The 14,550-nt window shown below is 62.8% G+C and carries 12 protein-coding genes and 1 tRNA gene; 4 read left to right on the top strand and 9 right to left on the bottom strand.

Annotated features, from left to right (window positions below):
- Positions 1 to 276: 276 nt before the first annotated feature.
- From ACOFKT_RS07610 to ACOFKT_RS07600, 3 genes are read right to left on the bottom strand one after another with little or no spacing between them, the layout of a single operon-like run.
- Positions 277 to 3,489: an efflux RND transporter permease subunit gene (locus ACOFKT_RS07610; RefSeq protein ID WP_419806801.1), complete on the bottom strand. Its 3,213-nt coding sequence runs from the start codon at positions 3,487 to 3,489 to the stop codon at positions 277 to 279.
- Positions 3,490 to 4,608 (bottom strand): efflux RND transporter periplasmic adaptor subunit, encoded by a 1,119-nt coding sequence (locus tag ACOFKT_RS07605; protein ID WP_419806800.1) that lies wholly within the window; start codon positions 4,606 to 4,608, stop codon positions 3,490 to 3,492.
- A 53-nt stretch (positions 4,609 to 4,661) separates the two neighbouring features.
- Positions 4,662 to 5,957, bottom strand: a complete 1,296-nt coding sequence (locus ACOFKT_RS07600) for a TolC family protein (RefSeq protein ID WP_419806799.1) — start codon at positions 5,955 to 5,957, stop codon at positions 4,662 to 4,664.
- A 332-nt stretch (positions 5,958 to 6,289) separates the two neighbouring features.
- On the opposite strand from ACOFKT_RS07600, the gene ACOFKT_RS07595 reads away from it, so the two are divergent.
- Positions 6,290 to 7,414, top strand: a complete 1,125-nt coding sequence (locus tag ACOFKT_RS07595; RefSeq protein WP_419806798.1) for a two-component system sensor histidine kinase NtrB — start codon at positions 6,290 to 6,292, stop codon at positions 7,412 to 7,414.
- Positions 7,411 to 8,802, top strand: coding sequence for a sigma-54-dependent transcriptional regulator (locus tag ACOFKT_RS07590; protein WP_419806797.1), 1,392 nt, complete (start codon positions 7,411 to 7,413; stop codon positions 8,800 to 8,802). The genes ACOFKT_RS07595 and ACOFKT_RS07590 overlap by 4 nt, the downstream gene beginning before the upstream one ends.
- A 198-nt stretch (positions 8,803 to 9,000) precedes the next feature.
- Here ACOFKT_RS07590 and ACOFKT_RS07585 read toward each other — a convergent pair.
- Positions 9,001 to 9,088: transfer RNA gene (locus ACOFKT_RS07585), tRNA-Ser, on the bottom strand.
- A gap of 402 nt (positions 9,089 to 9,490) precedes the next feature.
- Here ACOFKT_RS07585 and ACOFKT_RS07580 point away from each other — a divergent pair.
- Positions 9,491 to 10,699 carry a glycosyltransferase family 4 protein gene (locus ACOFKT_RS07580; protein WP_419806796.1) on the top strand — a complete coding sequence of 403 codons (1,209 nt, stop codon included), beginning with the start codon at positions 9,491 to 9,493 and terminating at the stop codon, positions 10,697 to 10,699.
- On the opposite strand, the gene thiS is transcribed toward ACOFKT_RS07580, so the two are convergent.
- The 3 genes from thiS to thiD are packed head-to-tail and all read right to left on the bottom strand — an operon-like array spanning position 10,657 to position 12,142.
- Positions 10,657 to 10,887 carry a sulfur carrier protein ThiS gene (gene thiS, locus ACOFKT_RS07575; protein ID WP_419806795.1) on the bottom strand — a complete coding sequence of 77 codons (231 nt, stop codon included), beginning with the start codon at positions 10,885 to 10,887 and terminating at the stop codon, positions 10,657 to 10,659. The two genes, ACOFKT_RS07580 and thiS, sit on opposite strands and share 43 nt — an antisense overlap.
- Before the next feature lie 55 nt (positions 10,888 to 10,942).
- Positions 10,943 to 11,260, bottom strand: a complete 318-nt coding sequence (locus ACOFKT_RS07570) for a hypothetical protein (RefSeq protein ID WP_419806794.1) — start codon at positions 11,258 to 11,260, stop codon at positions 10,943 to 10,945.
- 30 nt (positions 11,261 to 11,290) lie between these two features.
- Entirely contained in the window at positions 11,291 to 12,142 is an 852-nt protein-coding gene (gene thiD, locus ACOFKT_RS07565; RefSeq protein WP_419806793.1) for a bifunctional hydroxymethylpyrimidine kinase/phosphomethylpyrimidine kinase, read from the bottom strand.
- Positions 12,143 to 12,197: 55 nt separating this feature from the next.
- On the opposite strand from thiD, the gene pyrF reads away from it, so the two are divergent.
- A complete protein-coding gene (gene pyrF, locus ACOFKT_RS07560) occupies positions 12,198 to 12,905 on the top strand; it encodes an orotidine-5'-phosphate decarboxylase (protein WP_419806792.1) in 708 nt (235 codons plus the stop codon).
- Positions 12,906 to 13,008: 103 nt separating this feature from the next.
- Here the strand turns inward: pyrF and ACOFKT_RS07555 are convergent, their stop codons facing one another.
- Entirely contained in the window at positions 13,009 to 13,188 is a 180-nt protein-coding gene (locus ACOFKT_RS07555; RefSeq protein ID WP_263412662.1) for a hypothetical protein, read from the bottom strand.
- 229 nt (positions 13,189 to 13,417) lie between these two features.
- A complete protein-coding gene (locus ACOFKT_RS07550) occupies positions 13,418 to 14,518 on the bottom strand; it encodes a hypothetical protein (protein WP_419806791.1) in 1,101 nt (366 codons plus the stop codon).
- Positions 14,519 to 14,550: the final 32 nt, after the last annotated feature.

Genomic DNA, 14,550 nt, shown 5'->3' with positions numbered 1-14,550 from the left:
GAATCACCACACCAGACGCATGTTTGTGGCTGCAGCGCATGGTGGAGGGCGTCCGCCGCCTTCCACGCACACCCGAGGGTGAACAAGCCGATAGGAATAAAGACAAACATCACAGAAGCAATCTCCCCGACGTGTGCAATGTGTGGCGCCTTGAACTGCGAGGCATGCCAGACGTTAGCAACTTCGGTAGGCGTTAGCCGATACGACTTTTGGGTGAGCAGCAGTCGGTGCTGCTCACACCTCCTATCGGCAGAGATGCCTCTGGACTTGCTGCTGCTACCCGACCGCCGCCGGCACGTGCATGGAGTTGTCTGTCTTTTCTGGGACGGCGAATGTTTCATCCGGACCTGCCGACAGCTCATCGGGTTCGGGCTCTCCCTTTCCTTCAAAGATCGGGTAGACGACGGGGATCAGCAGCAGAGTGAGTGCCGTTGAGGTGACGAGTCCGCCGATGACGACGATCGCGAGCGGACGCTGAATCTCAGAGCCAGGGCCCGTTGCGAACAGGAAGGGAACAAGGCCGAGCGCGGCCACGGTCGCGGTCATCATGACGGGGCGCAGCCGCAGGGCAGTGCCCTCCTGGATTGCCTCCTGCTGCGACCGGCCTTCCAGCCGCAGCTTTTTGATGTAGCTGACCAGGACCACGCCATTGAGCACCGCGATTCCCCAGAGCGCAATGAAGCCGACGGAGGCGGGAACCGAAAGGTACTCGCCCGTGACGAAGAGGCCGACGATCCCGCCGATGGAGGCGAGCGGCAGCACCGTGATGATGAGCGCCGCGTACCGCAGCGATTTGAAGAGGACGAACAGAAGGAAAAAGATCGCCGCAACGGTGATCGGCACGATGATCATCAGGTGATGCAGTGCGCGCTCCATGTTGTGGAATTGACCGCCCCACTCAATGAAGTACCCCGGCGGTAGCTGCACCTGGCGCTCCACCTTTTCCTGCAGTTCTTTCACATAGCCGCCCAGATCGCGGTCCTGCACGTTCACGCCGACCACAATGCGTCGCTTACCCATGCTTCGGTTAATCAGCGCCGGGCCCTCGACGACCTTGACCGTGGCGAGCTCCTTGAGCGGAATGCGCAAGCCTTCCGGTGAACTGACCTGCAGTTCGCGGATGTCTTCCACGCTGTCACGCAGCTGGCCGGGCAGACGGACGACGCCACTGAAGCGGCGCTCGCCCTCATATATCTCCGTTGCGGACCGGCCGGCGATCGCGTTGGCAATCACGTCGTTCACATCGGCCGCGTTCAGTCCGTAACGCGCAATCGCACCGCGGTTGATGTCGATGGTCAGGTACTGCTGGCCGCCGACGCGGTCCACACGCGTGTCCTGCGTGCCCTGAATGCCGCTGGCCACGCGCGCGATGTCATTCGCCTTGCTGACCAGTAGATCCAGGTCATCGCCGTAGAGCATAACGGCAACGTCGGCGCGCACACCGGACACCATTTCGTCCACGCGATCGCTGATGGGCTGCGACATGACAAGGTTAATGCCAGGAAGCACCGCCAGCTTTTCGCGGATCTGTTCCGCGATCTTCTCCTGCGTCATGCCGCGCGGGCGGTCGTCAAAGGGCGTAAGCGAGGCGAGCACGTCGGCCTCATTGGGCCCGGCAGGGTCGGCCGGCGATTCACCACGGCCCACACGGCTGACGACGCTTTCCACGCCCGGCACGCGCAGCATGAGTTGCTGCATCTGCCGCTCCATGCGCAGCGATTCGTCTAGCGAGATGTTGGGCACGCGATCGGCGTTGGGCGAAAGCGTGCCCTCCTGCATCTCCGGGATGAAGGAGGTGCCGAGGAAAGGGAAGAGGCAGAGTGCTCCGATGAACAGCGCGATAACGCCGCCGATCATGGTCTTACGATGAGCGATTGCCCAACCCAGCATGCGGTTGTAGGGCTTGCGTATCCACCGCACCAGGAACGTGTCTTCCTCCTTGCCACCTTTCAGCAGATAGGTACACAGCACGGGAGACAGGCTGAGCGAAAGAATGAGCGAGATGGCAAGCGCGATCGCGATAGTGTACGCAAGCGGCGCGAACATCTTGCCTTCCATGCCTTCCAGCGTCATGAGCGGAAGGAAGACCAGGATGATGATCGTTACACCAAAGAGCGTGGGTGTTGCGACCTCAAGCACGGCGCGCTGCACAGCCACTATCTTCTCGCGTGAGGTCAGCTCCTGCCCACGATGATGACGCACGTGGCTGAGCGTGGCGAAGACGTTTTCAACCACGACCACCGAACCGTCCACCATCAAGCCGATGGCGATGGCAAGCCCGCCAAGCGACATCAGGTTTGCGGAGATGTTGTAGTGGTTCATCATCAGAAATGTAAGAAGTGGTGTGAGCAGCAGGTTGGCGCTGACGATCAGGCTGGAGCGCAGGTCGCCAAGAAAGAGGAAGAGGATGATGACGACCAGGATGATGCCTTCGCCGAGAACCTCGGTAACGGTGTGGATGGCGGCATCGACAAGTTCTGAGCGGTCGTAGTAGGGCTCGATCTGCAGACCGCCGGGGATCATGTGCTTTGCATTGATCTCGGCAACGCGCTCTTTCACGCGGCTGACGATCTCCTTGGCGTTACCGCCGCTGGTCATCAACACCACGCCGCCCACGGCTTCGGTGTAGCCGTTCTTGATCATGGCGCCGTAGCGAACTTCCGTTCCGATGCGCACGTCTGCGACGTCGCGAATGTAGACGGGTGTGCCGCCGGATTGCTTCAGGACGATATTGCGAATGTCATCGAGACCGCGAATCAGGCCGACGCTACGGATGAGGTATTGCTCCGCGTGCTGGGGCAGCACACCGCCGCCTTCATTGGCGTTGTTGCGCGCCAAAGCTTGGCGCACGTCGTTGATGGTCAGGTTGTAGTAGTGCAGCTTTTGCGGGTCAACCAGCGTTTCATACTGCTTGACGAAGCCACCGGTCGAATTGATCTCTGCGACGCCGGAGATGGAGCGCAGCAGCGGCCGCACGACCCAGTCCTGAAGGGTACGGCGCTCGATAAGTTCGTCGCGCGTGAGCTGGTGCTTGTTCTCGGCCTCGCCGGGCAGATCGAGCGTGTATTGATACACCTCGCCCAGCGCATTGGTAATTGGACCTAGTACAGGCGTAACACCCTCCGGCATGCGGTCGCGCAACTCGGCGAGGCGTTCGGAGATCATCTGGCGTTCGCGGTACAGGTCGCTCTCGTCGGTGAACACGAGGGTGATGAGCGAGAGGCCGGGCTTGTTCAGCGAGCGCATGTCGGTCATGCCCGGAAGGCCAGTCATGGCGATTTCAACCGGGATCGTGACGAATCGCTCCACTTCTTCGGGGCTCTTGCCGGCGGCTTCTGTGGCGATCTGCACCTGCACGTTGGCGACGTCGGGGAAAGCGTCGATCGAAAGATGCCGCGCCGCGTTGATGCCGAACCCGACCAGAACCAGTGAGACGACGACGAGGATGAGCCGTTGCCGCAGAGCGCCGGCGATCAGGCGTTGCAGCATCTATGCGCCTCCGTTGATGGCCGACTGCTTGCGTTGATTGTTGAGATGGAAGGCGCCATCGAGCACGATGGTGTCGGTTGCGGCGACGCCGCTCTGCACCACGCGGCGATCGTTCTCCTCTTCGCCCAGCACGACTTCACGCAGCACGAAGCGGTTGGGCCGCAGTTGCACGAACACGTGGTCCTTGTTGTCTTCCCGCACGACCGCTGTGTTGGGCACCGTAAGCTTGCGCTCGGTCTTCCCGTCAAAGGTCATGCTGGCAAGCTCGTCGGGTTTCAGCAGGCCGGTGGCATTGGCCATGTCCATGCGGACGGCAACGGTGCGCGTTGCCGGGTCCACGATGGGGGAAACGTAGCTGAGTCGGCCGGTGATCTGTTCTTTCGGCAGAGCGGGAACGCTGACGGTGACCTGCATGCCTTGCTGCAGGGTGCCTGCTTCTTCCTCCGGCACGTTGGCGACGATCCACACACTGGAGAGGTCGGCGATGGTGAAGGCCGGGTCGGAAGGTTGCACGACCTGGCCGACGGTGATTTCGCGCTTGAGCACGACGCCTCCGCGCGGGGCGACGATAGGGTAGTCGGCGCTCAGTCTGCGATTGGTTTCGAGCTGATGAATCTGGTTGTCAGACATGCCCAGGCCGCGCAGTTGCGTGCGGTACGAGGCGGCCTCGGTCGCGGCTTGTAACTGCTCGGCTCGACGTCGCTCGAGTTCGGCGCGGCCGATCACGTCGGCCTCCACCAACTGCTCGGCGCGGCGCACGCCAGCGGAGGCAAGACCCTGCTCCGACTCCGCCTTGATCAACTGCATCTGCGTGTCGGAAAGACTGGTGCTGTGCAGCATGGCGAGCACCGCTCCCGTACGCACGTTCTGACCCTCAAAGACGACAAGTCGCAGGATGCGGCCACCGACGGGTGAGCCGACGCGAGCGATGCGGCGTGCATCGGTCTCAACGTGTGCGGCCACCTGCAAGGTCCCGGTCACGTCCGCCATCTGCGCCGCGCCGACCTGCAGGCTGCCCGTCAGGGCCGGTGTGACGTTCACGACATTAGGATCCGTCAGCGCCGCCGAGGCCTCTGGCTTTGCCTTGTCCTTGCATCCTGCCAGCGCGAGCAGCAGCACGCACGCGCCAGCCAGGCCTGTTGTTCTGAATTTTATTCGCGTTCCAATCTGCATCAAGGCGTCACTCCGATGGGCGCCACAGCGCCAAGTTCTTCCAGGTCAACCCGCGCGGACTGCCGCGCATATTGCGCATCCAGCAGGTCGCCGCGCACGCTTTGCAGCACGCGTTGGGCGTCCAGCACTTCCACAATGCCGCGTTCGCCAAAACGGTATGCCGCCTGCGCACCCTGCACCGCGCTTTCCGCGGCGTGCAGCGGACCCGATTGCAGAGAGTTCGCCTGCTGGTCTGCAAGCTGATACTGCTCGTACGCGCGCTCCAGAGCGGAAGTGAGCTCGAGCGTTCGCTGTGCGAGCACGGCGGCGTTGCGATCGATCGAGGCGCTTGCCTCCGCAATGGGTCCCCGCCTGCGGTCAAAGATTGGCAGCGCAATCGTCACGCCAGCGCGCCAGAAGCGCAGGTCAGGCTGGTTTTCAAACTCGGCGAAGGCGGTGGGCTGCGGAATGCGCAGGGCGCGCTGGCGCTCCAGGTTCGCCTGCGCGGCTTCTTTATCTTTCTGCGTCTGCTGCAGCGCGGGATGCGTACGCAGCACCAATCCGCGCATCTCCGGCAGTGGCGGCAGGTCTGTGCGCTGCTCCATGTCGCCCTGCGGGTCGAGCGTGGTGTCCGCGGATGCCGCGATCACGGCGCGCAGGCGGGCGATCGCCTGTGCATATTGAAGCTGGGCGCTGGCGACGGCAAACTGGGCGCGCGCTCGCTCGGCAGTGGCACGCGTCAACTCCAGGCGACCCTTCTCGCCCACATTCACCTCAACAGCGACGCGGCGTTGCAGACCTTCCACCAGTTGCAGGTTTTCCTGTGCATGCTCAATCTCTTCGCGGCGCCGCAGTGCGTCGTAGAAGGCGTGCTTGGTGTCGGCCACTACGGACAACGAGACACTTTGTTCCGCAAAGCGGCTTGCCTCTCCACTGAGCGTGGCCGCGCGTTTGCGTGCATTGCGCTCCTTCGGGATCTCGATGGGCTGGTACGCCGCATAGTGCTGCAGCAGGCCCGGGATACCAGGCGTGCTGATGGGCCGGGCATATTGACGCCCCTCAAACACCTCAACGCTTGGATTGCTGTACGCCCGCGCCGTCTGAACGCCGGCAAGCGCCTGCCGCGTTGCGCTCGCAGCCTCCCGCAGGCGTGGGCTGTTGGCGCGCGCGATCGCTACCGCTTCGTCCAACGTAAGCGGTGTCGTGGACGCGACCGTGGAGACTGACTCCGGCGGCGCGGACGGTAGCTGCTGGCCATGCGTGGTGGCGCAGCTGGATGCAAACGCTCCTAAAACAGCGGTTCGGAAAAACTTCACGAGGACTGGTACGGCAATTCAACAGCCAAACGGATCTGCGCGTTGCCGGTGTAATTCGACCCATTTGCTGCACGCGTTGTCCCAAATGGAACAGTGCTGTCCCAGATGGTGCAACGTTCGCTGCAGGCAATCACGGGATCAGCGTAAAGCCGCGGAATTGCTTTGGCGGTGCGATTGCATTATGCCGTCGCGTGGACTCGTGGGCACTTACGATCGTGGATGAGCGAGACGGGCGGAACCGTGCTCCTGTACCGGCACACCTGTGGCCGCCCGTTGGTGTAGCCCGCTCCGCGGGAAGCCGCCGGAAGCCGGCAACATGGGAGAATGGCCCTATGCCCAGCGTTCCGGCGGTGTTGCGCACAAGTAGGCATAAGGCTGCGCTGATCGCCTGCCTGGTCATCTTTCTGGCCGTGTCGACGTGGCTGATCCCACCGCGCGATGTTGTTCTGCACAACGTGCTGCACCACCTGAATATCCTGCCGTTTATGCTGGCCGGTTTGTTCTTTGGCTGGCGTGGCGCGATCAAAACCATGGTATTCGCCGTTGTGCTCTTGAGCCCCGGCATCTTCCGGCACTGGTATCGCGCCCCGGTTGACGCGCAGGATCAGATCGTGGAACTTAGTACGTTTGGAGCGGCGGGCATCATTGCAGGCGTGCTGGCCGATCGGGAGCGCATGCAGCGCGTGCGCGTGGAAGCTACCAAGCGCGAGTTGGAGACCGTCTACTCCGAGCTGCAGGACAACATTGAGCAACTGAAGAAGAGCGAGCGCCTGACCGCCGCTGGGCAACTTTCGGCCAGCCTGGCGCATGAGATCCGCAATCCGCTGGCCAGCATCAGTGGTGCGGCGGGCATTCTTTCGCGCGGCCAGGCATCGCCGCAGAGCCAGGCGGAGTGCCTGGAAATCCTGACCAAGGAATCGCAACGGCTGAATAAGCTGCTGACGAACTTCCTCCACTTCGCGCGACCACGCCTGCCGCGCATGCAGACGATCGCAGCAGAGGAGCTGCTGCGATCCGTGACCATGCTTGCACAGCATGCCGCTGCCGAGCGCAAGGTGGCGGTTGCGTTGCACGCAGGTGCGAGCACGCTGCGCTGCGATCCCGAGCAGATCATGCAGTTGCTGCTGAACCTGCTGCTGAACGCGATCCAGGCTTCGCCAGAGGGCGGAACTGTGGACGTGCGGGGCATGGCTCGCGACGCACGCTATCGCGTGGAAGTGCGCGACAAGGGCGAGGGTATCTCGCCAGCTGCGGCTGACCGCATTTTTGAACCCTTCTTCACGACAAAGCCAAACGGCACCGGCTTGGGTCTGGCGATCGCATCCACCATCGCGGCGCAGCACAGTGCCGTGCTGGCCTGCATGCCCGGCACGTCGCGTGGCACCACGTTTGTGCTCGACCTGCCAGGAACGACAGAGGAACCCGCAGCGCAGGCCGAGTGCGTGGTGGCGGCATGAGCGCCGCGCGCATCCTGGTGGTAGACGATGACAGCAGCCTGCGCCGTGTGATGCAGATGCAGTTGGCGGAAGCTGGGTATGACGTGGCCGTCGCCAGCGACGGCGCGGAGGCTTGCACCATGCTGCAGGCCGAGGAACCACACCTGGTCATCACCGACCTGCGTATGCCCACCAGCGGTATGGAACTGCTCGGCTTCATCCAGCGCGAAGGCCTGCAAGCGACCGTGATCGTAGTGACTGCGTTTGGCACCGTGGAAAGCGCTGTGGAAGCCATGCGCATGGGCGCTTATGACTACGTGACCAAGCCGCTTGACTTTGAAGCTTTGCTCCTTGTGGTGCGCCGCGCCATGGAGCGGCAGACCCTGTTGGAAGAGGTGCGCACGTTGCGCTCGGCGCTCGACCAGCGTTACGGCTTCAGCGGCATCATCGCGCAGTCCAAAAACTTCTTACGGGTTCTGGAGCAAGCCGGCCGCGTTGCGGAACGCGATGCCACCGTGCTGATCCAGGGTGAGACTGGCACCGGCAAGGAACTGATCGCCCGCGCGATTCACCAGAACAGCCGCCGCAAGAATCGGTCATTCATTGCAATCAACTGCGGAGCGATTCCTCGCGAACTGGTGGAGTCGGAGCTCTTTGGGCATCGTCGCGGCTCCTTCACCGGTGCGCTCAACGATCGTCCGGGGCGTGTTGAAGCCGCGGACGGCGGCACGCTGTTTCTGGACGAGATCGGCGAGTTGCCGCTGGATGCTCAGGTGAAGTTGCTGCGCCTGCTGCAGGAGGGCGAGATCGCAAAAGTGGGTGCGGACAAGCCGACGCGTGTGAATGTGCGTGTGATTGCGGCAACGCATCGCAACCTGCAGGCGATGGCGGACGACGGTACGTTTCGCGAGGACCTTTATTACCGGCTGGCCGTGGTGCCGCTACAGATTCCACCGCTGCGCGAACGTCGCGAAGACCTGCCCAGCCTGATCCTGGAGTTGTTCGAACGTGCGAAGCAGCGGCACGACGTGCGAGGGGTTCAGCTTGGAAAGGGAACTCTGCAACGTCTGATTGCTTATCGCTGGCCAGGCAACGTCCGCCAGTTGGAGAACGTGTTGGAGCGGCTGGTTGTGCTCACGCAGCACAATATCATCGGTGAGGACGAGTTGCCCGAAGAGATTGGCCGCCCTGCCAAGCCGGCCTACGATGCGTTTGCCGAACTGCCGGAGGACGGACTCAGTTTGGAGATGGTGGAACGCGACCTGATCAGTCGCACCCTGGAAAAGTTCCACGGGAACCAGACGCATGCCGCCAAGTACCTGGACATCAGCCGCCGCACTCTGATCTACCGCATGGAGAAGCACGGCATCACTACCGGAATCGGGGCCTCAGCGGAGGAACAACATTAAACTTGATCGCAGCCTTGTCGCAGACCTGATCGCAGGCTTGTCGCGCCGGAAGTAAGAAGGCACCTTACCGCGACAGCGGAGTAGTGGCGCACTGATCGTGTGCACAATCTGCTCCAGATCTGGAGTATAAGGACTCAGGTGAGTTCGGATTTCGGCCTCGAACGGCGTAAACGACTGAGTGGCTTGCTTTGGGAAGGGTGGCGGAGAGACAGGGATTCGAACCCTGGATACCTTGCGGTATACACGCTTTCCAAGCGTGCGCCTTCAGCCACTCGGCCATCTCTCCGTGCAGGTTCAGGCTACCACAGCAGGTCAGGCGCTCCGCCACGCAAGGCATGCAAGCTGTCGCGAGTCAAAGCTGCCAGAGATTGGTTTTTTAAGAAGGCCCGCATCGTCCGCCGAGTTCTTGCAGGCGAGTCGGCACTCAGGTCCGCAAGCTAACAAGCAGCCTACATCCTCTACGTCTGATAACACATATTCTGTATACCAGACGGTTGGCGTTACTTCAGAATAATGCAACGTTCGCAATTATCAGAGCTCTTCCGCTTTACTCTCCTCAGATTGGGAGTCGCTTCGGCAGGCGTCTGCATGCTGCGTCGCTTAAGCGACGCTCGCAGCGGGTGCTTTCAACCCGTTCCCGGGCTGCGGTCACAGGCCTACGGCTCTGGTACCCTCCAGTCTGGTTCCGATGCGCATCGTCCAGACCGTTTTTGGTGTCTTCCACTCGTTTGATTTGGCGCGCGAGCTTCACCGGCGCGGGCACCTGGAACGCATCTACTCCACCTGGCCGTGGCGGCGTGTCCGCCGCGAGGGCTTGCCGCATGAGCTGGTTGAGACTTTCCCCTGGATTCATGCGCCGGAGTTTCTGCTGGGCCGGTACGGCTTGCTTCCCGTCTGGCTGGCGGACCAGACCGGCTATGCCAACGCGCTCGCCTTTGACGAGTACACCAGCCGCCGGGTGCCTGAGTGCGACGCGTTGGTCGCGATTTCCGGGTCCTCGCTGAAAACGGGCCGGTTGGTGCAGCAACGCGGCGGTATTTTCATCTGCGACCGCGGATCGTCGCACCAGCGCTACCAGGAGCAACTGCTGACGGAAGAATACCGCCGGTGGGGCGTGGACCGCCGCGTAAGCGATCCGCGCGACACCGTCCGCGAGGAGGCGATCTACCACGACGCGGACCACATCACCGTACCGTCCACCTTTGCGGTGGAATCGTTCGTCGAAATGGGCGTGCCGCGCGACAAGCTGACGCTGATTCCATATGGTGTGCGTCTGGAACGTTTTCAGCCGGTTGCGCAGCCGCCGACAGACAGCTTTCAGGTGGTTTTTGTGGGCGGTGTCAACCTGCGCAAGGGGATTCCCTACCTTTTGCAGGCGTTCGGACGATTGCGGCACCCGCACAAGCGGTTACGCATCGTTGGCTCCATCGCGGCAGAGATCCGTCCCGTGCTGGCCAGGCTGCCAACCGCTGGCGTGGAATTTCTGGGTGCGATTCCGCAGGCCGACTTGCCCGCCATTCTGAGCAGCAGCCATGTTCTGGTGCTGCCCAGCGTGGAGGACGGCTTCGGCGTGGTCCTGGGTCAGGCGATGGCGTGTGGCTGCCCTGTGCTTGCCAGCACGAACAGTGGCGGGCCGGACATCGTGACGCCTGGCCAGAACGGATTTCTGACCGGTATTCGCGATGTGGACGCGATGACAGACGCGCTGCAACAACTCGCGGACGACCCTGCCCTGCAGCGGCTCATGAGCGAGGCGGCGCTACAGCGGGTTACGCGATTGGGTGGATGGAAGAGCTATGGCGACGCCTGGGAAACTTTACTGATGCGGCTTACGGCACGCCCCGGAGCAGCGTCTCAATCATCCAGCGGCGAGCAGAGACCGCCGCCGACGAAGTGAACCACCTCCAGCTTGTCCCCTTCGGCTAGCCGAGTGTCTGCCCAGGCCGTGCGTGGAACGATGTCGCCGTTACGCTCCAGAGCGACGCGGTCCGCCCGAAAGCCCAGTTGCAGCACCAGGGCGTGCACGTCCGCGCCGTCCTGTAGCTCTGGAAAATCGCGTTCGTCGCCGTTGATACGCAGATGCATCGCCTAGAGGACCTCTGGTTCTACTGTAGCAACGGCGTACGCGGCATCGCGGCCGCTAGACGTGACGCCTGCGAAGTTGAACCTGCATCCAGTTGTTGACCCGCTGGTGCATCGGCACAACGGCGATACTGTCCTCAAACACAGACCGCGAACACGCCATCAGAGTGCGGATAGCGCGGTTCTCTGCTGGCGTCGGCCCACCCTCGGGCAACCGCGAATCAACCAGGTACTCGATTGCGTGGCCCAGCAGTTCCAAAGCGCGGCCTTGCTGTGGCGTGGTGCGGCGGCGAGCCGGGCGCGGCTGCAGTGACGGCAACTGCGGTGTGGCGGTGATTGAAATGCTCGGAAGGTGCAGGACAGAAGCGGTGGCCATGATCGGGACTCCTTGAAGGCTGTGTCCTCCTCATCGGCTGGCTTCGTCTTCGCTTGAGCGTGATGCCGGAGCGGGGCCGAGCAGGTTCATGGGCCCGCAGCCCGCTCCGCGTGGCACGGCGGTCCGGATCGCCTCCGCAACAAATCGCTTCGCCGTTGCGGCCGCGCGCGGCCAATCCTCGCCGTGCAGGTGGGCGGCCAGCAGCGCGCTGGAAAAAGCGCAGCCGGTGCCGTGGGTCGCGCGAGAGGAAAGGCGCTCCCCAGGAATCCAGCTCGCGCTGCCCTGCTGCCATACAAGGTCTCTCGGCGTTTCCAGGTGACCGCCCGTAACAACCGGAACCAGGCGCGGGTAACGCTCTGCAAGGGTGCGCGCACATTGTTCAGCCTCGCGCGCATTGCCACACGGAAGCCCGGTGAGCAGCGCCGCCTCGGGTGCGTTGGGAGTGAGCGCGTCCACCAAAGGCAGCAGATCGGTTTGTAGCATTTCCAGGCCGGATGCATCCAGCAGGATCGCTCCGGAACTGGACACCAGCACGGGATCGAGCACCACCGCGATGGCTCGCCGTCTTCGCACCGCGGTTAGAAAATCCGCAACGACTCGTACCTGCGGCGCCCCACCAAGCATGCCGATTTTGACGCCATCCGCAGGGAGGTCTGCTTCCAGCTCTTCCAACATGTCGCGCAGCAGTGCAGGATCCACGGGCTGTACCCGGCGCACACCGCGCGTGCTTTGCACCGTCAGCGCCGTGATTGCAGAGCTTGCAAACAGGCCGAACCGTGCAAACGTCAGCAGGTCAGCCGTGATGCCTGCGCCCGTTCCGGGGTCGAATCCGGCGATGGTCAGCGCAGTCGGCTGTCGGGCATGCCCTTTTGCGATCTCCATCGTCTCCTCAGCATAGAGCGCGCGGGTGCTCGACACACGCCGTTACACTGCTGGCATGGCCGCACGGGAACGCCTGATTGTCGCCCTGGACTACCCCGCCCGCGAGCCCGCGCTGGCAATGGTGGACATGCTCGGTGATGAGGTGCTCTGGTACAAGGTGGGTCTGGAGCTCTATCTTGCCGAGGGCGTACGCGTCGTTGAAGAGCTGCGAGGGCGCGGAAAGCATGTTTTTCTCGACCTCAAGCTTCACGACATCCCGAATACCGTCGCCGGTGCCGTACGCAGTGCGGGCCGTACCGGCGCGGAACTGCTGACGGTTCACGCCATGGGAGGCCCCGCGATGGTGCAGTCGGCGGTCAACGCCGCGGCAGAGATGTCGCCAGGATTGAGGATCATTGCGGTCACGGTGCTCACCAGCATGAACCTGCAGCAGCTGCGGGCGACCGGGTCTTACCTGTCGCCCGAGCGCCGGGTGCGCCGGCTGGCGAACATGGCCATGCTGGCCAATGCGCACGGTGTGGTCTGCTCGCCACAGGAGGTGGCGGCCTTGCGCGAGATTGTCTTTCCGAAGATTACAGTGGTGCCGGGCATTCGAGCGGAGGGGGCGGCGACGGACGATCAGAGCCGCACGGCAACGGCGCGGCAGGCCACGCTGGACGGCGCATCCATGCTGGTCGTGGGGCGGCCGATCACGCGCGCGGCTAATCCGCGGGACGCGGCGCGGTCGCTGCTGTTGGAAATGGACACGGCGTTTCGGTCCTGACGTGCCGCAGCACGCCTGCAAGCAGCAGCATTACGCCCTGCAAACAACAGAAAAGCCCGGCGCTTTGCACCGGGCGTTCTGTAATCCAGAGTTCGTCTCGTAACTACAGCCGCTCGAAAAAGTCGCAAGCGGAGCACGAGATGTACATGCCGCCAGGCGTGCCGCGTTCGCGGTCCTTGACGCGCTTCGCCACCCGGGTGGGCTTGCCGCACTTCGGGCAATCGGTGCTGCGGGTGGTGTCCATGACCTTTTTACGGTCGCCGGTCTTGGCAATCTTTGCCATTGGTAATGCCTCTTCTTGGCCGCGGTGCGGCACTGTGAAATCGTGATTCGCGAGTCTTGACAGGCATAACCTGCCGGGCAAGACCGCAGAATGAGGTTCAGCGGTCCCTATCGCGCAACCTGGTCAGAATATCATCCGGCATGGCTCTGTGCCTGCCAGGCAAAGTTCCTCCTAACCCGGTGTCATTAAAGCGAGGCTGCGCTCGACAAGCTGCTCCTGCTGCCCTTCCTCAGCGAAGGGCCAGGCGGGCGGGCAGATTTCCGGCGGACGGTGACGGGTTCAAGGAAGGCGCGTGCTTTCCATCCGTTCCCTTGTCCTCGGTTTTCGTCTCCGCATCGCTCCGCAGGGACGGTGCCTTGCGGTCGTCCGCACCGGCATCACCGCCAAGAACCACGGTGTGGGTGCGCGAAGGGTCGCGATAATCCGCCAGCTCGTCCTTCTCGCGCGTTTCAAGCGGCTTGCCCAGCGCTCCGGTTTTCAGCAGAATCACGCGATCTCCGCGGAAACGCACAAAACGGATCGTCTGCGGCGTGTGACCGTAAATCCACTCTTCGAACACTTCACCGGTCGTCGAATCGACGGCGCGTTCGCGCAGCTTGCTTTCGGGCTGACCAGCCGCGGCCAGCACCATGCGCTTGTTCATGCCCACCAGAATGCGGTGCTCGTCAATGGCCTGCTTGATCGGCTCCGGCAACGTATCGGCATAGGCCTGCTCGCTAGATTTCACGCCGAAATCCAGCACGGGCTCCAACAGGCTCTTCAATTCAGCGGCGGTCACGCGGGGTACCGGTCCTTCAAACAGCAAGGCGATGCGAGTGCCCGTGGCACGCTCGCCCACCTGCCCGTTTCCGGCTAGCGGAATGTCGTTGATGGAGACGTGGCGCAGAAACCGGTGCGACAGGTATGGACCGCCGTTCACGTCGATCAGGATGCGGTCGCGCTCAAACTTCAGGTCGGTGATCATCACGCGATCGCCTCGATCGGCGCACATCCCTTTTTCGTACAGCCGCTTTTGCAGGTCTGCTGGAGTCGTGGTGAGACGGCCGTTCACGTGCATTTCAAGCCCTGGCGCACCCAGTGGCAGCGGCAGGTGCGCAAAGCCAAGCTCGGCCAGCAACATGCGTACCAGATCGCGGCGTCCGCCTGCGTCCATCGGCTCGGCGGGCAGATCCACACGCGTCGGCCTGAAACCCTCCATCGGGTTCCCGATCGCTGTCTCGCGGCCGACCACGAAGACGTCGCGCTGCGGCTGCGGGCCGGGCGTTTGCGCACCGGCGCACAGGATTGCTGAGCCGGCAGCCAGCAACGTGCACAGGCGAAGAAAACGCATAACGACCCCCCGATGCACACGAATGTATCGCT

It is taken from the genome of Terriglobus sp., assembly GCF_965201105.1.
Classification (GTDB): domain Bacteria; phylum Acidobacteriota; class Terriglobia; order Terriglobales; family Acidobacteriaceae; genus Terriglobus.
Note: the sequence above shows the minus strand (reverse complement) of the source record. Positions and strands in the feature narration are given on the sequence as shown.

Coding starts and splice junctions, on each gene's coding strand:
- ACOFKT_RS07610 (WP_419806801.1), bottom strand. CDS start 3,489: ATGCTGCAACGCCTGATCGCCGGCGCTCTGCGGCAACGGCTCATCCTC.
- ACOFKT_RS07590 (WP_419806797.1), top strand. CDS start 7,411: ATGAGCGCCGCGCGCATCCTGGTGGTAGACGATGACAGCAGCCTGCGC.
- ACOFKT_RS07570 (WP_419806794.1), bottom strand. CDS start 11,260: ATGGCCACCGCTTCTGTCCTGCACCTTCCGAGCATTTCAATCACCGCC.
- thiD (WP_419806793.1), bottom strand. CDS start 12,142: ATGGAGATCGCAAAAGGGCATGCCCGACAGCCGACTGCGCTGACCATC.
- ACOFKT_RS07550 (WP_419806791.1), bottom strand. CDS start 14,518: ATGCGTTTTCTTCGCCTGTGCACGTTGCTGGCTGCCGGCTCAGCAATC.
- ACOFKT_RS07580 (WP_419806796.1), top strand. CDS start 9,491: ATGCGCATCGTCCAGACCGTTTTTGGTGTCTTCCACTCGTTTGATTTG.
- pyrF (WP_419806792.1), top strand. CDS start 12,198: ATGGCCGCACGGGAACGCCTGATTGTCGCCCTGGACTACCCCGCCCGC.
- ACOFKT_RS07555 (WP_263412662.1), bottom strand. CDS start 13,188: ATGGCAAAGATTGCCAAGACCGGCGACCGTAAAAAGGTCATGGACACC.
- ACOFKT_RS07595 (WP_419806798.1), top strand. CDS start 6,290: ATGCCCAGCGTTCCGGCGGTGTTGCGCACAAGTAGGCATAAGGCTGCG.
- thiS (WP_419806795.1), bottom strand. CDS start 10,887: ATGCATCTGCGTATCAACGGCGACGAACGCGATTTTCCAGAGCTACAG.